Annotated in this window: 16 protein-coding genes and 1 pseudogene; 8 read left to right on the top strand and 9 right to left on the bottom strand. The window is 43.9% G+C overall.

Features of this window, described 5'->3' with window-relative positions:
* The first annotated feature begins 7 nt into the window (after window positions 1–7).
* On the top strand, window positions 8–1432 hold the full coding sequence (locus AOC33_RS04685; protein WP_089515391.1) for a bifunctional serine/threonine-protein kinase/universal stress protein: 1425 nt from the start codon (window positions 8–10) through the stop codon (window positions 1430–1432).
* 28 nt (window positions 1433–1460) lie between these two features.
* Here AOC33_RS04685 and AOC33_RS04680 read toward each other — a convergent pair whose 3' ends face one another.
* A complete protein-coding gene (locus AOC33_RS04680) occupies window positions 1461–2483 on the bottom strand; it encodes a substrate-binding domain-containing protein (protein WP_089515390.1) in 1023 nt (340 codons plus the stop codon).
* A 72-nt stretch (window positions 2484–2555) separates the two neighbouring features.
* Here AOC33_RS04680 and AOC33_RS04675 point away from each other — a divergent pair, with 72 nt between their 5' ends.
* The 3 genes from AOC33_RS04675 to AOC33_RS04665 all read left to right on the top strand — a co-directional run bounded on the left by AOC33_RS04675 (window position 2556) and on the right by AOC33_RS04665 (window position 4856).
* Complete coding sequence (locus AOC33_RS04675; RefSeq protein ID WP_089515389.1) at window positions 2556–3374, top strand: ABC transporter substrate-binding protein; 819 nt, start codon at window positions 2556–2558, stop codon at window positions 3372–3374.
* Between the two features lie 95 nt (window positions 3375–3469).
* The gene (locus tag AOC33_RS04670) at window positions 3470–4165 is read left to right on the top strand and encodes an ABC transporter permease (protein ID WP_180738097.1); all 696 of its coding nucleotides are present in this window, start codon (window positions 3470–3472) and stop codon (window positions 4163–4165) included.
* Window positions 4158–4856: a metal ABC transporter ATP-binding protein gene (locus AOC33_RS04665; protein WP_219349896.1), complete on the top strand. Its 699-nt coding sequence runs from the start codon at window positions 4158–4160 to the stop codon at window positions 4854–4856. The genes AOC33_RS04670 and AOC33_RS04665 overlap by 8 nt, the downstream gene beginning before the upstream one ends.
* 115 nt (window positions 4857–4971) lie before the next feature.
* On the opposite strand, the gene AOC33_RS04660 is transcribed toward AOC33_RS04665, so the two are convergent.
* From AOC33_RS04660 to AOC33_RS04650, 3 genes are all read right to left on the bottom strand, one after another.
* The gene (locus AOC33_RS04660; protein WP_089515388.1) at window positions 4972–5568 is read right to left on the bottom strand and encodes a DUF3501 family protein; all 597 of its coding nucleotides are present in this window, start codon (window positions 5566–5568) and stop codon (window positions 4972–4974) included.
* A 22-nt stretch (window positions 5569–5590) separates the two neighbouring features.
* Window positions 5591–6928 (bottom strand): heterodisulfide reductase-related iron-sulfur binding cluster, encoded by a 1338-nt coding sequence (locus tag AOC33_RS04655; RefSeq protein ID WP_089515612.1) that lies wholly within the window; start codon window positions 6926–6928, stop codon window positions 5591–5593.
* 133 nt (window positions 6929–7061) lie between these two features.
* On the bottom strand, window positions 7062–7490 hold the full coding sequence (locus AOC33_RS04650) for a rubrerythrin family protein (protein ID WP_089515387.1): 429 nt from the start codon (window positions 7488–7490) through the stop codon (window positions 7062–7064).
* A 199-nt stretch (window positions 7491–7689) separates the two neighbouring features.
* Between AOC33_RS04650 and AOC33_RS04645 the strand changes: the two genes are divergently transcribed.
* The 3 genes from AOC33_RS04645 to AOC33_RS04635 all read left to right on the top strand — a co-directional run bounded on the left by AOC33_RS04645 (window position 7690) and on the right by AOC33_RS04635 (window position 11944).
* On the top strand, window positions 7690–8268 hold the full coding sequence (locus AOC33_RS04645; protein WP_089515386.1) for a TMEM165/GDT1 family protein: 579 nt from the start codon (window positions 7690–7692) through the stop codon (window positions 8266–8268).
* 63 nt (window positions 8269–8331) lie between these two features.
* Window positions 8332–10944 (top strand): aminopeptidase N, encoded by a 2613-nt coding sequence (pepN, locus tag AOC33_RS04640; RefSeq protein ID WP_089515385.1) that lies wholly within the window; start codon window positions 8332–8334, stop codon window positions 10942–10944.
* Window positions 10945–10957: 13 nt separating this feature from the next.
* Window positions 10958–11944 carry a class 1 fructose-bisphosphatase gene (locus tag AOC33_RS04635; RefSeq protein ID WP_089515384.1) on the top strand — a complete coding sequence of 329 codons (987 nt, stop codon included), beginning with the start codon at window positions 10958–10960 and terminating at the stop codon, window positions 11942–11944.
* 78 nt (window positions 11945–12022) lie between these two features.
* Here AOC33_RS04635 and ald read toward each other — a convergent pair whose 3' ends face one another.
* The 5 genes from ald to AOC33_RS04610 form a co-directional block, all read right to left on the bottom strand.
* The gene (ald, locus tag AOC33_RS04630) at window positions 12023–13138 is read right to left on the bottom strand and encodes an alanine dehydrogenase (RefSeq protein ID WP_089515383.1); all 1116 of its coding nucleotides are present in this window, start codon (window positions 13136–13138) and stop codon (window positions 12023–12025) included.
* Entirely contained in the window at window positions 13135–14508 is a 1374-nt protein-coding gene (locus AOC33_RS04625) for an amino acid permease (protein WP_089515382.1), read from the bottom strand. The genes ald and AOC33_RS04625 overlap by 4 nt, the downstream gene beginning before the upstream one ends.
* Before the next feature lie 281 nt (window positions 14509–14789).
* On the bottom strand, window positions 14790–15935 hold the full coding sequence (locus AOC33_RS04620; protein WP_089515381.1) for a hypothetical protein: 1146 nt from the start codon (window positions 15933–15935) through the stop codon (window positions 14790–14792).
* Window positions 15936–15941: 6 nt separating this feature from the next.
* Window positions 15942–16418 (bottom strand): cyanophycin metabolism-associated DUF1854 family protein, encoded by a 477-nt coding sequence (locus AOC33_RS04615; protein WP_089515380.1) that lies wholly within the window; start codon window positions 16416–16418, stop codon window positions 15942–15944.
* Window positions 16411–18705: a cyanophycin metabolism-associated ABC transporter gene (locus tag AOC33_RS04610; protein ID WP_483878477.1), complete on the bottom strand. Its 2295-nt coding sequence runs from the start codon at window positions 18703–18705 to the stop codon at window positions 16411–16413. The genes AOC33_RS04615 and AOC33_RS04610 overlap by 8 nt, the downstream gene beginning before the upstream one ends.
* A 151-nt stretch (window positions 18706–18856) precedes the next feature.
* On the opposite strand from AOC33_RS04610, the pseudogene AOC33_RS04605 reads away from it, so the two are divergent.
* Window positions 18857–21001, top strand: a pseudogene (locus AOC33_RS04605) (cyanophycin synthetase); the annotation flags it as partial.
* Between the last annotated feature and the right edge of the window lie 4 nt (window positions 21002–21005).

Here is a 21005-nt window from a genome sequence, read left to right as displayed (position 1 = left end):
GATAGAAATGGTGTTATACAAAAATCTAGACTCCATCAAAGATATTTTTCAAGAGGGCAACGATATTGATGGTTTTTTGATTGGCGAGCCAATTCACAAAGGCGGCATGGCAGTCTTATACCAAGCCACTAAAGTTGGGATTGACCATCCAATTCTGATAAAAGTCCCTCGTATTGGACGAGATCAACCTGTTGAAAGCCTAATCGGTTTTGAAACCGAGTTAAATATCATGAGTGCCATTAACAGTCCTTTTGTCCCAAGAGTCTTTGGAACAGGTGACATGGCCACCAAACCATATATAGCTATGGAGCATTTAAATGGCACGCCACTAGATAAAATTATTGAGGCAGAGGGTGGCAGGCTAAATGACATAGAAAAAGTTATTGAAATTGTTTCAAATATTGCTGCAGCCATAGGGTCACTCCACGCACAAGATGTCATTCACCTAGACATCAAACCAGAAAATATCTTGGTTCAACCTAATAGCAAAATAGCTTTGATTGATTTTGGGTTAGCACACCACGCGCGTTTCCCTGATTTACTTCTTGAGGCGATGATCAAAGGTATTGGGTCTGCCCCTTATATTTCGCCAGAGCAAATCATGGGCATCAGAAATGATTGGCGCAGTGATATTTTCTCTATTGGCGTCCTGCTTTATGAAATGCTAACTGGAGAACATCCATTTGGCGCTCCCAGCTCTATTAATGGCCTCAGAAAAAGAATGTGGAGTGAACCACTACCTCCAAGAGCTCTCAGAAAAGAAATACCTCCTTGGCTCCAAGAAGTTGTTCTTCGTTGTTTGGAGCCTCTAGCCGATCAACGGTATCAAAGCGCAAAACGGTTGGGTCATCTTCTTAAAAATCCCCAAAGCATTCAACTAACCGAACGCTCAGAAAAGATTTTTCCGAATAGTCCATGGGCAAATTTCAAACGATGGATCAAAGCGGCCGGCTATCAGCCCTCTGAATGCCCTAGACCAAGTAATGCAATAGATACTGCGCCAGTACTGATCGTAGCTATTGATACCAGGCAACATGACGAGGTATTGCGCTCCAAAATGCAAAATGCGGCGCAACATTTATTGCAAGGCTATCCAGAGAGTCGGATTATTTGCTTGAGTACTATATTTAGCACACCAACATTTGAGGGTAATGAAGAAACACAAACTGCCTCAGGCATTGTTCGCAATCACTTGGCACAGTTAATGGAGTGGGCACAGCCCTTGAACATGCCAACTGAAAGAGTTTCTTTTCATGTACTTGAGGCGATTGACCCTGCTACCCGCATCATTGAGTTTGCGAACGATAACCACGCTTCGATGATCATGATTGGCGCCTCACACAAGATTCCAAATAAGGTGGCGCCTTGGCGAAGCTCAATGACTAAAATTGTTGAGGAAGCATCTTGCAGCGTTCATATCGTAAGAAGTTAATTAAATTTATAACGAAGAAAATGTTAAGTTATTTGTTAACTTGCTTTTTTCTAAGCTTCACTTCTTCGTATCCAGCGCGTGAATGAGCGTGACCTCTGATTTTTCTAATCAGCTCACTCACCGCACTGCGCTTAATCAAGCTGGGTGACATGGCCAAGAAATAAGTCTCATCGCCCAAGGGGATAAAGTTCAGCCCATACTCAATAGCAACGCTTTTAAGCCCTACCCCCACATCCGCAGTGCCAGCCAAAATAGCTGTTGCAATGGCGCTGTGAGTGAACTCTTCTCGCTGATACCCTTTGATTTTTTGTGCAGCAAGGCCATGGGCATCCAAGAGCTTATCTAGCATTAATCGGGTGCCTGCACCTCGTTGACGATTGATAAAGCGAATCTCAGGTCGTGCCAGATCCTTTAATTGTTTGATACCCAGAGGATTACCTTTAGCAACGATCAATCCTTGGCTGCGCCTCATCACTGGATATGCCTGAATGCCTTCAGCAGATAAGCGCTTACGAACTGCAGAAATACTGTCATCGTCTGGCACATGGAAACCGGCCAAATCAGCATCACCTGATAACAATCGCTCAAGAGCTTGGCCTGAACCCATGGTTCGCAGTTCAAAAGCATTAATTCCTTGGGCGGAGTCTTCAAGGATGGGATCATTACTTGCACAAAGTAACCATTTCTTATGGTCATCATTGTTTAAGTTCTCCAGGTGAAGCTGCAATCTTTTTTCTTGCTCCTTACTCACCTCAGAAAACTCTTTTTCCACCTCATCAACAATGGCCAATAGGGTTTTGGCAGCTTCGGTCAAAGTTGAGCCATGCCCCTTCACACTCATCAAAAGACGGCAATCCAACTCCTTTTCTGCTGCTTTTAAACGATTCCAAAGGGTTCTATAAGACATCTCCATGATTTCAGCAGCTGACTGCAAAGATCGGCCATCTTGAACACCTCTCAGCAGTCCAGCTACCCAGCTCAAATCGACTGGTTCAGTATGAACTTTATGTTTTTTATGAATAAAAACACTGGGCTTAATCTTAATTTGCATATGAAATCAATTACATATTGATATTGTTTAAATGATTGTTGATGATATAGCCATATTTATAAAGGAGACAAGATGAATCGACGTAATATTTTAAAAATCAGCGCTTTAGCTGTATTGGCTTTTTCTACTATTGGGATGAGCCACGCTCAAAAGAGCATTGTGGTGTCATCAACAACTTCAACTGAGCAATCAGGACTTTTTAAGCACCTGCTCCCTGTCTTTGAGAAAAAAACAGGCATTCAGGTCAAGGTAGTTGCTGTTGGCACTGGTCAAGCCCTGGACATTGGTCGTCGTGGTGATGCAGACGTGGTTTTTGTGCACGATAAAGTTGCTGAAGAGAAGTTTGTGGCTGAAGGTTTTGCTGAAAAACGCATTGAAGTCATGTACAACGATTTCGTTTTGATTGGCCCTAAAGCTGACCCAGCAAAGACCAAGGGCAATGATATCCAAGCTGCTCTTCAAAAAATTTCAAATGCTAAATCCACCTTTATTTCTCGTGGCGATAAAAGCGGCACCCATGCTGCAGAACTTCGCTATTGGAAAGGTGCTGGCGTAGAAGTTTCAGCCACGCAGCCTTGGTACAAAGAAACAGGTTCAGGCATGGGCCCAGCTTTGAATACAGCATCAGGCATGAATGGTTACATTCTTTCAGATCGTGCCACTTGGCTCACATTTAAAAATAGAGGCGACTTGGCCATTGTTGTTGAAGGCGACCCAAAGCTTTTCAATCAATATGGTGTGATGTTGGTTAACCCAAGCAAGCATCCTCACGTTAAAAAGGCTGAGGGCCAGGCATTCATTGACTGGATCATCTCTAGCGAAGGACAACAAACCATCGCCAGCTATAAGGTCGAAGGCCAACAAAGCTTTTTCCCTAACGCTAAAAAATAAGGTTTATTAGCAGCTCTGAATAAACTTCATCTGACATAGTCATATCTTTCGGCCTCGTTTCAACACGAGGTCGAAAAAACCATTAAGCTATCGCCATGTTATCGGCCTTCCATGATGCTTTTTCCCTCTTAGAAACACTCGATTCCAATTTATTGGAAATTGTGATTGTTTCTTTGCATGTCAGCATCTCAGCCCTTGTCATTGGTTGCGTCTTAGGCATGCCTCTTGGCGCCCTCGTTGCAATTCAAAATTTTCCAGGTCGGCAGATTGTCATCGTTATCTTAAATAGCCTCATGGGCGTGCCCACTGTCATTGTGGGTGTCGCTATTTACTTACTTCTTTCTAGAACTGGCCCATTAGGGGAATTAAATTGGCTGTTCACTCCCAAAGGCATGATCTTGGCCCAGTCCGTTTTGACCACCCCACTGATTGCTGCTCTCACCCGCCAAATCATTGAGGATGGCTGGCGTATTCATGGTGAAACCATGTCTGCCTTGCGACTCCCCATCGCTGCAAAGCTTAAATGGTTGGTCTGGGACTGTCGCTTCTCTTTATCTATTGCTCTGCTTGCTGGTTTTGCTAGAGCCATCTCTGAGGTAGGCGCTGTGATGATTGTTGGTGGAAATATTGACCGAGTAACACGCACCATGACCACCGCAATCGCATTAGAAACCAGCAAAGGTGACTTACCCCTTGCTCTTGCCTTAGGCATGGTTCTATTGGGAATAGTGTTATTGGCGAATTTATTGACCTCCGTCATCAAATCTTTTGCTGAGCGCCGCTATGGATAAAGACTTGATGATTGACTTAAAAGATATTGTGATTCATCGTGATGAACGCAAGATTCTCTCTATTTCAACCCAAATACCAAGACAAGGCATCACTGCCGTGATTGGTCCTAATGGTTCGGGTAAAACAACCCTGCTAAAACTTTTACATGGCGCAATCGAGGCAGATTCAGGTATTTATCAACCTGGCTGGGTAGAGCTTCAATCAGCTTTGGTACTTCATCACACACCCCTTATCAAGGCCAGCGTTAGAACCAACATGGCCATTGTTAAAGACAGTATTGGCAAACACAAAATCACCGAAAGTGATATTGATGAAGCATTGGCTTTGGTAGGACTCACGCATCTTCAAAATCAATCAGCTTTAAAGCTTTCTGCTGGCGAGAGACAACGCTTGAGTTTGGCCAGAGCCAAGTGTCAACGCCCCAAGATGATTCTTTTGGATGAACCAACCGCCAATCTAGACCCGAGCACCACAGAACAAGTAGAGACCATTATTCAACAGATGGCAGATGATGGCTGTGGCGTCATTTTTACTTCGCATCACCTAGGTCAAGTACAAGCACTGGCAGATCAAGTTGTTTTCTTAAATGAAGGTGTATGCCTTGAAGCCTGCGGTACAGAAGATTTTTTTGTGCGCCCGCAAACAGAGCAAGCCAAAAAATTCATTGCCAGAGAATTGGGTTGGAAGTAGGTTGGAAGTAAGCTGGAAATGATCAAACTAAATTAAGTAGATGTAAAAAATGCCGCATCAGCGGCATTTTTTACATCTAACTGTATATCTGGCTTTTGTAGCCAAATATCATTCCTTAGACCAAATCTTCAATCAATGAAGCCAAAGTTTCAGGAGGCAAAGATTCAACGTGAGATGGGTACTCTTTATGATCACAACCCACCTTCAATTGAGCCCCAGCTTTCAAAGATTTGATCATGTCTTGAGTTAATTCAAATCTCAAGAAATGAACAGATGAAGTTTTTTCAGCAGTTGTGCGGTCCAAATCTTCATTAGCAATCGCGTAAACACGAGGCTGACCTTCAACTTCAACAAAAACACGGTGCTCAATACCAATCAACTTGGCCAAAGCAACCTTACGATCCGCCTCATTCACATACTCTAGCTTCATGGTCACTTTGAAGTTGGTGCCATCAGGAACTAACGCATTGTATGTTTCCATCTCATCTTGAATACCTTCATCTTCGAAGATTTTCTCAACGCGAAGCATTTCTTGAATTTGGTATTGCATCAAATACTTGTTCTCAAAAATCATATTGAGATGCTCGCCCAAAATCACCGTTCTCTTTTTACGCTCGGCAATTGCCTTAAGACGCATTTCAGGGCGTGCTTTGTAATATGCCTCTAAGGACAATAAATCTTCACGCTTGATCTTACCCATGGTCATCTCCATCTAACTACTCCTAACGATTCAATTAAAGGCCGTATGCCTTAGCTAAAAGAGAAATTGGATGAGCCATTTGTGACTTCTTCATCCCGCCCTCTTCCATGCCTTGTTCAATGTGGTGTCCAGCTAGCTGGCAGTCTGAGCTGATGAAATCAGGTTCAGTGCTGGCCATATTTTTAAATACTGGCTTACCAATCTTCATAGCAGTCTTGTGGAACTCTTTCTTCACACCCCAAGTACCAGCATGACCTGAGCAACGCTCAACCACATTCACTTCTGTACCAGGAATCATTTGTAGAGTTTCTAGTGTTTTCTTACCAACGTTTTGTACACGCAAGTGACAAGGTACGTGGTAACTCACTTTACCCAACTCAACTTTGAAATCATTCTTCAACAAACTATCTTTGTTACGCGCCACGAGGTACTCAAACGGATCCCACATGGCTTCCTTGACCAACTGAACATCAGCTTCATCAGGGAACATCAACGGTAACTCTTGCTTGAACATCAATGTGCATGATGGGATTGGAGTCACAATCGCATAACCCTCTTTGGCCAATTTAGCCAATTGAGGAATATTGATGTCTTTGTTCTTGGCAACAGACTCTAAGTCACCCATCTCTAACTTTGGCATACCGCAACAAGCATCTTTTTCAACTAATTTGTAAGGGATCTCGTTGTGAGCCAATATCTTTAATAAATCTTGGCCAATGCCTGGTTCGTTGTAATTGATAAAGCATGTTGAATACACCGCAACCTTACCTGGGGTCTTCTCGCCAGCTTTAACAGGCCATGCTGCAGATTCTTTAGCCACTTGCTTGAATGTTTGCGGAGCATATTCAGGAATCCATGCATCTTTATCAACACCCAACGTTGTTTCCATCACAGAGCGCATCACTTTTGTACTATTCACTGCATTAACAGCTTTTGTCACAATTGGAATACCAGCAAAGCTACCCATCTTGTCAGTTGATGACAACAGGTTGTCACGGAAGCTTGTTTCACCATTCTTGTGTTTGATCGCTTTTGCACGCAACATCAAGTGAGGGAAATCAAGGTTCCAAACGTGTGGTGGCGTGTATGGGCACTTGGTCATGTAGCAAAGATCACACAAGTAGCACTGATCAACGACTTTGTCGTAATCTTTCTTGTCCACGCCATGAACTTCACCATCTTCAGTGGCATCGACCAAATCAAATAATGTTGGGAATGAACCGCACAAACTCACGCAGCGGCGGCAGCCATGGCAAATATCAAATACACGCTCTAACTCGGTATTAAGAGACTCTTCATTGTAGAAATCAGGATTTTTCCAATCAAGAGCGTGTCTTGTTGGCGCTTCTAAGTTACCTTCTCTCTGACTCATGACCATTCACCTTCTGTATTTTTAAATTTGTATGTTTTGCTATTTATTTAACTTACTTAGCTTAAGACTCTTTATGAGATTCCCGAGATTTACATCCCAGGAATCCTAAAAAAGCCTTCAGTACATCAGCGAATTACGCGCCTAATGTATCCAAAGCCTTCTGGTAACGGTTAGCGTGTGAACGCTCAGCCTTTGCCAAAGTTTCGAACCAATCAGCGATCTCGTCGAATCCTTCGTCACGGGCTGTCTTAGCCATACCAGGGTACATATCTGTGTACTCGTGTGTTTCACCATGAACAGCAGCTTCTAGAGCTTCTTTTGGTGTGCGGCCTGGAAGACCTGTACCTGGCTCGCCTGCACCGCCTTCGATCAAGAACTCCATATGACCGTGGGCGTGACCAGTTTCACCTTCAGCTGTTGAACGGAACAATGCTGCTGTGTCGTTCTCACCAGCGATATCGCACATGTTCGCGAAATACAAGTAACGGCGGTTGGCCATTGACTCACCAGCAAAAGCTTCTTTCAAGCTCTGTTCTGTTTTGCTACCTTTTAATGTTGGCATTTTTTTACTCCTATCGATAGATTTAACTTCCAAGTCGGTTACGATAGCTATATGGCTTTGGTCATCCAAATACACACAGCAATCTAACTAGACAGACGTAGTTTATGTCTAAAACAACTCGATAGTTAAATTGTATTTATTAATTTTTCTAATAGCTTTTAACTAAAATAGAATTAATCGACTAACCTATTGTTTTTAAATGGATTTAAATTACTTTTTCCTGGCAACCAGCATTGTTGCCCTCGCTGAAATTGGCGATAAAACACAGCTTTTATCCCTCATGCTGTCTGCAAGATACAAAGATCATCATTGGGCCATCATTGGAGGAATTTTCATTGCCACCCTCCTCAATCATGCTTTAGCAGCTTTCTTAGGGAGCGCCATTTCTACATGGATCAGCCCAGAAGTCATGAAATGGATCTTAGGTGGTGGTTTTATAGCCCTAGGTTTATGGCTTTTAATACCCGACAAACTCGATGGCGATGAAGAAGCCCCTCCAACAAGCAGTTCTTGGAAAGTCTTCACGATCACTACTTCATTATTTTTTATTGCTGAAATGGGCGATAAAACCCAAGTTGCCACTGTGGCTTTAGGTGCACGCTATGATGATTTATTGGCTGTGGTGATGGGCACAACCGTTGGCATGATGCTCGCGAATGCTCCTGCAGTTTGGCTTGGGAAAAAATTCACGAAAGCTCTACCGATCAAATGGGTGCATGGCATTGCCGCAATCATCTTCATTGGTATTGGTGTAGCAACATTATTTGTGAAGTTTTAAACAACATAAATAATAATTAAATTGCTTTAACTATTTAATCAAAGATCATCTAAGAGACATTGAATGGCACGCACAGAAAATTCCATCACCTTCCTAAGAAGTGAATACAAGGCACCGGCTTTTACTATTCAAACAGTCGACTTAGATATTGCCCTAAACCCATCCAAGACAATGGTCGTGAATCGAATGATGATTCAACGAGCAGCAGGTCAAATAGGTCAATCTCTGGTTCTGCATGGTGAAGAGCAAGAACTCATCAGCGTGAGGGTCAATGGTGAAATTGTGCGTGGCTATGAATTAACACCACACTCACTGACCATCCATAATTTGCCTGATCAATTTGAATTAAGCATCACCAGCGCCAATATCCCTGAAAAAAATACATCCCTGATGGGGCTGTATGTTTCTAACGGTAACTTCTTCACTCAATGTGAGGCTGAAGGCTTCAGAAAAATCACTTACTTCTTGGATAGACCAGATGTCATGGCCACTTACCAAGTGACCTTGCGTGCCATCAAAAAAGATTTTCCTGTTCTGTTATCCAATGGCAATCTGATCAAAGAAGAAGAATTACCCAATGGTTGGCACAGCGCAGTTTGGCAAGACCCATTTCCAAAACCATCTTATTTATTTGCATTGGTGGCTGGCAAATTACAGTCCATTGAACGCACCATCAAAAGCCAATCTGGCAAAGACAAGCTTTTACAAGTCTGGGTGGAAGCCAAGGATCTTGATAAAACAGAACATGCGATGGATTCATTGATTGCATCCATCAAATGGGATGAACAGCGCTTTGGACTTGAACTGGATCTTGATCGATTCATGATTGTGGCCGTTGGCGACTTCAATATGGGTGCCATGGAAAACAAGGGTTTGAATATTTTCAACACAAAATTTGTTTTAGCCAATCCAGAAACTGCCAGTGATGTTGACTACAGCAACATTGAAAGCGTTGTGGCGCACGAGTACTTCCATAATTGGACTGGCAACCGAGTTACTTGCAGAGATTGGTTTCAGCTTTCACTCAAAGAGGGTTTGACTGTGTTCAGAGATCAAGAATTCTCAGCTGACCAAATGGGCAGCGCTTCTGGCAAAGCAGTTAAGCGAATTGAAGATGTGCGCCTACTTCGTCAAGTGCAATTCCCAGAAGATGCTGGCCCAATGGCTCACCCCATCAGACCAGATAGCTATCAAGAAATCAACAACTTCTACACCGTCACTGTGTATGAAAAAGGTGCAGAAATCATCCGCATGCAACAAACCCTTTTGGGACGCGAAGGTTTTCGCAAAGGCATGGACTTGTATTTCAAACGTCATGATGGCCAAGCGGTTACTTGTGATGATTTTGTTTCCGCAATGTCCGATGCCAATCAAAAAGATTTAACCGAATTCAAGCGCTGGTACAGTCAAGCAGGAACACCTCGGGTAAAAGTTGAAGAAAGCTTTGCCGGTAATACTTACCAAGTCAAACTCACACAATCTTGTCCGGCCACGCCAGGACAAGATACAAAAGAGCCGTTTCACATTCCATTGCTCTACAAAATACTTGGGACAGAGTCATCTTCAGATTCAAGCAAAGCATCCAACGAACAATTGTTTGAGCTCACTCAAACATCACAGACCATCACGGTTGAAGGATTGAAGCAAAAGCCCACCCTGTCAATCAACAGAAATTTTTCAGCCCCGATTGTGTTGGACTTTGAGCAGTCAGAATCTGATCTCTTGACCCTTCTTCGTCAAGATGAAGATGCGTTCAACCGTTGGGAGGCTGCGCAAAAGCTATTCATGAGAAGCATTCTGAATGGTGCGACTCTCACATCAGACCTGCTCAACACCCTGAAAGAAATTCTCTTAGATGGTCAGTTGGATCCTGCTTTCAAAGATCTGATATTCACACTGCCAGCTGAGAGTTACCTGTATGAACAAGTCAAGGTCATTGATCCACAGGCCATTCATCAATCACGCCGCAAATTACGCCATCAACTAGCCCATCATTTACAAGAAGCTTGGCTATGGGCTTACGAGCACCATCAAACACCTGGCAAATTCAACCCAGATGCCATGAGCGCAGGCAAACGATCACTCAAAAACTTAGCGCTTCACATGCTGTCAGAATCTGGCCATGCTGGTGCGGGTGATTTCGCTCTCAAGCAATATGAAAATGCTAACAACATGACTGAAAGATATGGTGCATTGGCAGTAATGGTTAACTTTGCATCAGCTCATGCCGCCAAGTGCCTGCAACATTTCCACCAAACATTCCAATCAGATGCCTTGGTGATTGATAAATGGTTTGCCTTACAGGCAACAAGACAATCAGATTTAAGCAATCCTCGGTCAGTATTGAAGGATGTGCTGGCTTTGCGTCAACATCCAGATTTCAGCCTTAAAAACCCAAATAGAGCTAGAAGTTTGATTCATGCCTTTTGCATGAATAATCCGGGAGCTTTTCATCAGCCTGAGGCAGCAAGCTATGAATTTTGGGCCAAGCACGTGATTGAACTTAACCAAATCAACCCTCAAGTGGCCGCAAGATTGGCCAGAGGACTTGATCGTTGGAAACAATTTGCCCCGAATTATCAAGTTCACATGAAATCAGCACTAGAATTGATAGCTAAGCAAGATAACTTGTCCTCAGACGTGGCTGAAGTCATTGAAAAGGCGCTTAATAGTTAATCAGGAAAAACATATGTCGCAAGGCACCACATTTACCAAATACATCACGGAGCTTGGCTCTAAGAACCCCCAGATTCCAGCATCACTGTTGATATCTGTTGCCAATGCTTGTAAATTAATTGCCAAACAAGTCGAGCAAGGTGCACTAGCTGGCATCATTGGCTCTGCTGGCAGTGGCAACGTTCAAGGTGAAACCCAGCAAAAACTAGACATCATTTCTAACGACATATTGTTAGAGGCTTGTGGATTAGATCAAACATTGGCGGGCATGGCTTCCGAAGAAATGGAAAACATTTTCCCAGCCAATAAAAATGGTAATTTTCTACTATTGTTTGACCCACTGGATGGCTCATCCAATATTGATGTGAACGTTTCGATTGGTACCATTTTCTCCATCCTTAAAAAACAATCCACTGGAGAATTAACTGAAAAAGATTTTCTTCAAGCTGGGTGCGATCAGGTTGCTTCAGGTTATGTGGTCTACGGCCCACAAACCACTTTGGTCTACACCACCGGTCAAGGTGTTCACATGTTCACGCTCGATCATGAAACAAATGAGTTTTTACTCATCAAAGAAAATATCACCATTTCACCTGACACCAAAGAATTTGCCATCAATATGTCGAACATGCGTCACTGGGATCAACCCGTGAAACGCTATGTTGATGAGTGTCTTGCAGGCACTGAAGGCGCTCGTAAAAAAGACTTCAATATGCGTTGGATTGCCTCAATGGTGGCCGATGTGCATCGCATCCTGTGCCGAGGTGGTGTGTTCATGTACCCATGGGATAAACGCGACCCAAGCAAGCCAGGCAAGTTACGCTTGATGTATGAAGCAAACCCCATGAGCTTTTTGATTGAGCAAGCGGGTGGTGCCTCAGTCAACGGCAAAGACCGCATCATGACTTTGCCTGCTGAAAAATTACACCAACGCGTGTCTGTTGTGCTTGGCTCAAAAAACGAAGTGGATTTAATACAGAAATATCATCAAGGATCCTAGTTAGTTCCAAAAACTCTTATCCAGTAAAAAAGCCTCTGATCCATCTCGATCAGAGGCTTTTTTCTTAGGGCACTATGATCAATGCATCATCGTTGTAGGATCCATGTAATCAAGCCCATGGGCACAGGCAACAGCTTTGCATGTGATGTGACCTTGATAAACATTCAAGCCATTCATCAAATGAGGATTTTCAATCAATGCCTGCTGAGCCCCCTTGTTTGCAATCTGCATCACAAATGGTGCCGTTGCATTGGTCAAAGCCATTGTTGAAGTTCTAGCAACCGCCCCAGGCATGTTGGCAACACAATAATGAATCACATCATCGATTTGATAAGTGGGTTCTTGGTGCGTGGTTGCATGTGATGTCTCAAAACAACCGCCCTGATCAATCGCCACATCCACAATCACCGATCCAGACTTCATGGCAGACACCATTTTTCTAGTCACCAACTTTGGAGCAGCGCCACCTGGCACCAGCACACTACCAATCACCACATCGGCACTTAATACCGATCTCTCAATATTGGCTGTGCTTGAATACAAGGTGTGAATACTGTTGCCGTATAAAGCATCCAATTCTCTTAAGCGATCAAGATTTTTATCAATGATGGTCACACGAGATCCCATGCCAACCGCCATTTGCAAAGCAGCACTGCCCACAACGCCAGCACCCAAAATCACCACATCAGCTGCCGGAACACCTGGCACACCCGCCAATAGCAATGCTCGACCACCATTGGCCTTTTCTAAATGATGCGCCGCTGCTTGGATCGACATTCTGCCGGCCACCTCACTCATGGGAGCCAACAAAGGTAACCGACCGTTAGCACTGGTCACCGTCTCATAAGCAATACAAATTGCATTTGATTGAACTAAGGCTTGGGTTTGGTGTAAATCCGGAGCCAAATGCAAGTATGTGAACAGTACCTGCCCTGAGCGAAGCATCTTGCACTCTTCAGGCTGTGGCTCTTTGACCTTAACAATCATCTCAGCTTCGGCAAATATGTCACTTGGGCAATCCACCATCTGGGCCCCAGCCATGACATAGTGCTCATCCATAAACCCAATGGCTTCACCCGCATTTTTTTGAACCAGTACCTGATGACCCCAGAGTCTTAATTCTGTCACTTGATCGGGCGTTAAGCCAACTCGATACTCGTGATTTTTAACTTCCTTAGGTACGCCAACAATCATGATGCACTCCTTTCTTTCTTATGTAGACCAAAAATAAAATACAACAATGTCAATCCAATCAAAATTGGAGGACCAACATAAAACGCCATACGTGTTGATTCTGAATAAGCCATTAAGCCAATCACAAACATCACAAAGAAGATCGCAAACCATGAGCCGTATGGCCACAGAATTGCACGGTATGGCAACTCATCTCTTTGAGCTTGAGTTAATGATTTCCTGAATTGAATTTGCGTGAATAAGATGGCGATCCAAACCAATAAGCCAATCAAAGTCACTGCTGCTGTGATCCACTGAAATGCCTTCTCTGGAACAAAATAGTTCAAGGCAACTCCCAAAGTTGGCAACAGAATCGTCATCAAAATGGCTTTCATAGGCACACCAGATTTAGATACTTCGCCCAATGCTTGAGGAGCATTACCTATTTTGGATAAACCCAAGAGCAATCGACCACCACTGAATATGCCTGCATTACAAGAAGAAAGTGCCGCAGTGATCACCACAAAATTGATGATGCCGGCTGCTTCTCTCAAGCCAATGCTCTCAAACATGGCGACGAATGGACTGCCTTGCTGACCAACTTGATGCCAAGGGAAGATCGCCAAAATAACAAACAAGGCTCCGACGTAAAAAATCAATATGCGCCAGGCCAATGAATCAATGGCCATAGGAATGGTCTTTGTTGGATTTTCAGCTTCACCTGCCGATAAGCCAATCATTTCAATACCAACGTAGGCAAATAAAACCATTTGAAGTGATAACAAGAAACCACTCACCCCATTAGGAAAAAATCCACCATGCTGCCAAAGGTTGGCGATACCAATTGGCTCACCACCAACACCAAGGCCAAAGAAAATCATTCCGCAGCCCATCGCAATCATTGTCACAATCGCGACCACTTTGATGAGGGAGAACCAAAACTCAAATTCGCCAAAAACCTTCACAGCAACAAAGTTGATACCACCCATGGCCAGCAATGAGGACAATGCCCACACCCATTGAGGGACGTCCGGGAACCACATCATCATGTAGATACCAACAGCCGTCACCTCAGCCAAGCCCACCACAATCCAGTAAGTCCAATACCCCCAACCAACAAGATAGCCCGCTAGAGGACCAATGTATTTGCCGGCGTAATGAGCAAAGGATCCTGCCACCGGCTCATGCACAGCCATCTCACCCAAAGCTCTAAGAACAATGAATGCCACCAAACCAGCCAAGACATACCCCAACATGATGGATGGCCCTGCCAGTTGAATAGCTGTGGCTGATCCTAAAAATAAACCAACACCAATTGTTGATCCCAAAGCCATAAGACGAATATGTCGTGGCTGAAGACTTCTTTTTAATCCATGATTGTCATGAACCATTTCTCACCTCTACTGTGTCATTCAAAAATTTGAACAGGCAGAATAGGAGGCAATCAATCGCTTGTATATGGTCTAGAAATGCATGAAATATTTAATTTAAGAAAAGTGACAATGCAAAATTTCTTACACCCAATAAACATGGGATCGCGAGATTAATCTCAGAATTTTTCTTACAAGAAAATAAGAAGTTTCCTACAAAGGAATCAGAAGATTCCTACAAGGAAGTAATCCAAATATTTGAGGAATTTAAGTGTAACTTGAGAGAAATTTTTAAAATTTAACTAATTAGAAAAATTTAAATCTGATGTGGATGGACGAACATAGCGCGGAGACTCTCTCGATGCATCGATACAACCGCCGTCTTTATAAACGCCTTGAGGATCTCTGTAACACATCATTCGATCAATGATCATCTGGTACTTTGATGGATTTGCCAATGATTGCTTGACGCAAGATTCAACAATCTCTTCATCCATATGTAATTCACCATCATCGCCAACAAACGCGCCGTCTCGCCAGTGGTATACCTCTACACATTTTGTTTCCAAACTGAATGGCTGATCTCTTTTCCAAAAATTGGTGAATAAGTTATGCCCCAAATAGATGACCCAAGAACCCTCATACCCCGAAATATCTGAAGAGCGATCATCAGGATTGCGAAACCAGACACGATCCCCGGGCACGTAATACTTCATGGGGAATGGATGATCTAAAGTGCCATACTCTTTGAGAAAAATCTCATGAAACTCGCCCGAACGAATAGCGCTTCGCTCAGAACGTAATTCCAACTTTTTTAATAAATCAGGATTCACATTTTTCAGCTCTTGAGCAATGCTGAGCAGGATCACATATTCTGTTGCTCGATAACAAGAAAAGGAATAAGCATCCTTAGAGCTGGTAGGTTGAGTGGCCTTGATCAAACCATCAATGATTGACTGGCCCTTGTTCAACAAAAACCCTTCTTCTTCGTCATAATGCCAATAGTCAGCTGGCCTCTCAATGGCCCTTGTATCAAAATTCAACGCTGCCTTATAACCAGCTTTAACAACATAATGTCGAATTCTGATCGCTGACACTAACTCATCAAAATTAGGAAAAGTGAATGGGATTGTTGCGATTAACATCGCGACCAAGATTTCTTTCTCTAAATCTTCGGTATTTTTTTGACCATCAATACCCATGGTGGCGTATAAACGAGTGGTATCCCAAGCTGGCGCCCACTGCTCTCGGGCACTCTCCTTGAGCCTGTAAATGCAATGATGAGCGCCATTGTGATTGGATAAAACTGAATCAACATGCGGCCACAATTGCAAGCCCTCAAAGTACTTGCGCATACTGGCCCGCAGGGCACTTAAGTCTTCTGCGGTCTTAACAACAAACTCAATCCCACGAGACTCAAAGTGAATATTGGTTTGATTTGCTGTCATTGTTTTTTATAAGAATCTGTCCAACAATCTTCGACTGTGTTTATCCAATAACTGAATATTCTCTATCAAGTATTGAACACCATGATTATCAGAAATCAAATAAGTATCTTTACTTATACGGCGAATATCTTCCTCGCCCTTTAAAACGAACTGGGTCGCACCCCTACTGGTCTCAACCGTCCATGTGCTGGGGGTTGCAAATGAAGAAACCTCAGATATCTTCATCAAAACTGGCATGAACTCCCTATTGGCGAGTTCTTCTTTGATGATGATCAGATTATCAGCACTGACTTGATTTAAGTCGTCTAACCAAACTAATTCTTGACCATCTCGGTCAACAATCGCAATACATTCGCCTGGAAGACTGATAGGGAAAGCTCTGACTGGAAGAACTTGTTCATAGAATTGTCCGGCTTCAGTCTTTAGGCACAACTGACCAAAAGCATTTCTTGATAAAGTGAAATTCTTCATAGGATTACTCATGCTTCACCACCAACTCAACATCAACTGCATCCATGGCTTGTCTAGCTTGAGTGTCATACATCCGGCGGTAAACACCCCCCAAAGCCATCAATTGATCGTGCCCACCCTGTTCAATGATTTGCCCTCTATCTAATACTATTAAACGATCTGCTTTGCGCAGCGTTGATAAACGGTGCGCAATAGCGATCGTGGTTCGACCTTTGACCAAATTATCCAAAGCTTTTTGAATCTCTTTTTCGGTCGTACTATCCACTGATGAGGTTGCCTCATCGAGTATCAAGATCTGCGGATCAATTAACAAAGCTCTTGCAATCGAAATACGCTGTCTTTCGCCACCAGACAAAGACTGGCCTCTCTCACCGACCAATGAGTCATATCCATGCGGTAGTCTTAAGATAAATTCATGGGCATGAGCTGCTCTTGCGGCCGAAATGATTTCTGCCCGAGTGGCATTTGGTTTGCCATAGGCAATGTTTTCAGCAATCGTACCGAAGAATAAAAATGGCTCTTGAAGAACTAGGCCAATGTGCCTGCGATAGTCAGCCACAGCGATCGAACGGATATCAACGCCATCCAAGCGAATCGTGCCTTCGGCTGCATCATAAAAACGACAAATCAAATTCACCAAAGTACTTTTACCTGATCCACTGTGACCAACCAAACCGATCATTTCACCGGGAGCAATCTTTAGATTAATTCCTCGTGTCACAGAACGATTACCGTACCTGAAGCCCACATTATTTAACTCTATGAGACCTTCTACTTTTGTTAGCTTGATTGGCTGACTTGGTTCTGGAACGCTCGACACATGATCCAAAATATCAAAGATACGTTTAGATGCCGTGGCCGCCTGCTGAGTGAAAGCAACAATGCGGCTCATAGAGTCTAGACGTGTGTAGAAACGTCCAATGTATGCCAAGCAAGCCGTCAACATACCAACGGTGATGGCATCGTGTGAAATTTGCCAAATACCAAAAGCCCACACCACCAATAATCCAATCTCTGTTAACAAAGTAATGGTGGGCGAGAACAAGGCCCAGACTCTATTGACTCGATCGTTCACAGCCAAATTATGTTCATTGGCCAACCTAAAACGGTCAGACTCACGCTCTTCTTGTGCGAAGGCTTTCACCACACGCACACCAGGGATCGTGTCAGCCAATACGCTGGTGACCTCTGACCAAATGCGGTCTATTTTCTCAAAGCCATAACGCAATTTATCTCGCACCACATGAATGGCCCATCCAATAAATGGCAAAGGTATCAATGTCACCAAAGCCAACCATGGATCGATTGAGATCAAGATGGCAGCTGTCATCAAAATCATCAAGACATCAGTTGCAAAGTCTAAAAGATGTAATGACAAGAACAAGCAAATACGATCTGACTCTGAGCCAATGCGGGCCATCAAATCACCCGTTCTTTTGCCTCCAAAATATTCCAATGACAACTTCATCAAATGTTGGTAAGTGGTGGTTCGAAGATCAGCACCAATCCGCTCACTCACCAAAGCCAAAATATATGTTTTAGCCCAACCCAACGCCCATGCCAATAATGCTGCAGCAAGCAAGGCGCCCAAATAAAACAACGTTAAATTGATATCAATGGCTTGACCATTTTGATAAGGCAATAAAATATCATCCATCAACGGCATGGTCAGATAAGGTGGCACTAAGGTTGCCGCAGTAGAGGCAAGTGTTAAGGCAAAGCCTGCAAATAATTGGCCTTTATAAGGTTTAGCAAAACGCCATAACCTCAACAACGTCCAAGTTGATGGTGGCGTTAAGTTTTCTGAACTACAAGCTGGGCACTCGTCTTGATCAGGTGGTAGTGGGACCCAACAAGTTGGACAAAGTGGCTGCGTGGCTTCAGCAAGCTCAGCATTAAATTTTCCTAAGGACTTGGCCAACTCAACCTGAAAATGTTGGACCAGACGATTGGCCACAGGATTTTGCGCCAGCGTGAATCGCCATCTGGCCAATCTGCCTGTTTGGTTGAGCAATTCTAAATTTGCCACTCCAGCATGATCGTGTAATTGCAATTTCAAGTCTTCAGAAAAAGACCATCTCGACCATGACAACAAGTCTTCTTTGCTCGCAATCAAACCTTGATTGGTTAAGCAAACCAAGCCTTTTGCAAAATGCAACTGCTCATTGAGATCTAGCTCCAAAACAGCAATCACTGACTCGTTGTCATTCAAGGTCCGAGCAACAGATCGTCGCCACTCATTTGGCAAACGTTCTAAAGGATCCGTGGGGCTATGGATAGCGATGGGGGTGGTATTGATAGTAGAGGTCAAGGATGTCTTTATATCTTTATTTGTCGGCAATTATCGCAAATTTGCCATTCAAAATATTTACCTTTTTATGTCAACCAAAGATTGCCCAAATCGTTAAACGACAACGTACAATTAGGTATTTTTGGCACTTTAGCCCCACATGACTAAAAAAACTATAGAAATCATAGATATAAAGGTTCTTAAAGGACCCAGCATGTGGACCTATCGCCCGGTTTTAGAAGCCTGGGTCGATATACATGATCTAGAAGATTGCCCCTCAAACACCTTGCCAGGCTTTACTGATAGGTTGGTGGCTTGGCTTCCCAGCTTAATTGAGCATCGTTGCTCCTACGAAGAGCGAGGCGGCTTTATCAAGAGACTCGAAGAAGGCACCTGGCCAGCCCACATCCTTGAGCACGTTACCCTCGAACTACAGAATCTTGCAGGTATGCCAGGAGGCTTTGGCAAGGCTCGCGAGACCAATAAGCGCGGTGTTTATAAAGTGGTGGTTCGCGCTTGGCATGAAAAGATCACTGAAAAAGCCCTCTATCACGCACGTGACTTGGTGATGGCCGCCATTGAAGATCGCCCATTTGATGTGCCAGCCGCCATCAAAGAAATTGAAGACATGGTGGATAGCCTTTATTTGGGCCCCAGCACCGCTTGCATCGTTGATGCGGCCAGAGAAAAGAAGATTCCAGCCACCAGATTATCTGAAGGCAATTTGGTGCAATTGGGCTATGGCAATAAACAACGCAGAATTTGGACAGCAGAAACCGATTTGACCAGCGCGATTGCTGAAGGCATTTCAAAAGACAAAGACTTAACCAAATCCCTCTTGGCTTCTTGTGGCGTTCAAGTTCCTGAGGGTCGCATGGTTGATAGTGCTGAAGATGCCTGGGCTGCTGCTCAAGACATCGATGGCTCTGTGGTGGTTAAACCTTATGACGGCAATCATGCCAGAGGTGTATTCACCAACTTATCAGATCAGGCACAGATTAAAAAAGCTTATGACGATGCCTTAAAAGAAGGTAGTGGCGTGATTGTTGAGCGCTACATTCCAGGCAACGAACATCGCTTATTGGTGGTTGGCAAAAAAGTGGTTGCTGCTGCCAAAGGCGAATCAGCGTGGGCCAAGGGTGATGGCAAAAGAAGTATTCGCGAACTGATTGAACAAGAGATCAACACCGACCCTCGCAGAGGCGATGCAGAGATACTACCTTTGAGCCCTGTTGTATTTGATACAAAATTAGAACTAGAGCTAGCGCGTCAAAACTTCACCTTGGACTCAATCCCTACAATGGGTCACGATGTTTTAGTTCAAGCTTCAGGCAACATGGCTTTTGAAGTCACTCATTTAGTTCACCCTTCAGTTGCTGAACAAGCTGCTTTGGCCGCACGAGTGATTGGTCTTGATATTGCTGGTGTTGATATCGTGGCTGAAGATATTTCGAAGCCACTTGAAGATCAAGGTGGCGCCATTGTTGAAGTTAATGCCGGCCCAGGTTTGATCATGCATCTCAAGCCTGCTGTTGGGGAACCTCAACCAGTCGGGGCCGCAATCGTTGATCACCTCTTCCCGAATAATGCGGATGGACGCATTCCAATTGTTGGCATCACAGGATCTCGCGGTAAGACCATGGTGGCACAACTCACCACCCACCTCATGCAATTAACCGGCAAGAAAGTCGGCCTAGCATGTAGCAAGGGAGCCTTCTTCAATCATCGACTTCAAACTCAAGGCAATTGCGCTAACTGGATCAGCGCAAACCGAATCTTATTGAACCGTCAGGTTGAGGCTGCAGTATTTGAAAATGACAGCCGCACAATTTTGAATGAAGGTTTGGCATACGATCGCTGCACTGTTGGTGTGGTGACCAATCTTGATCCTCTAGACACAGTACCCGAGTGCTCAATCACTGAACCAGAGCATATTTACAATGTCTTACGAACCCAAGTGGATGTTGTGTTGCCTAATGGGTGCTCAGTTCTAAACGCGGATGATGAAGCTGTTGTAAAAATGGCAGAGCTATCAGATGGCGAAGTTATTTTCTTCAGCAAATATGGCCCTAATGAGCACACCAAAAAGCATCTTCAAAAAGGTGGTCGTGCCTTATTCACCGAAAACAACATGATCATCTTGGCCACAGGCAATGATCAATACCCTCTCATCAGCACCGCTAACATTCCCCTCTTACAAGCCAGCAGCAAAACAAATACCCTAGAAAGTATTCTGGCTGCCGTCGCTGCAGCGTGGTCTTTGAATACACCCAAAGACATCATTGCTGCAGGCCTCCAAACTTACCAAT

The sequence above is a fragment of the Polynucleobacter cosmopolitanus genome (genome assembly GCF_002224225.1).
GTDB classification, from domain to species: domain Bacteria; phylum Pseudomonadota; class Gammaproteobacteria; order Burkholderiales; family Burkholderiaceae; genus Polynucleobacter; species Polynucleobacter cosmopolitanus.
Note: the sequence above shows the minus strand (reverse complement) of the source record. Positions and strands in the feature narration are given on the sequence as shown.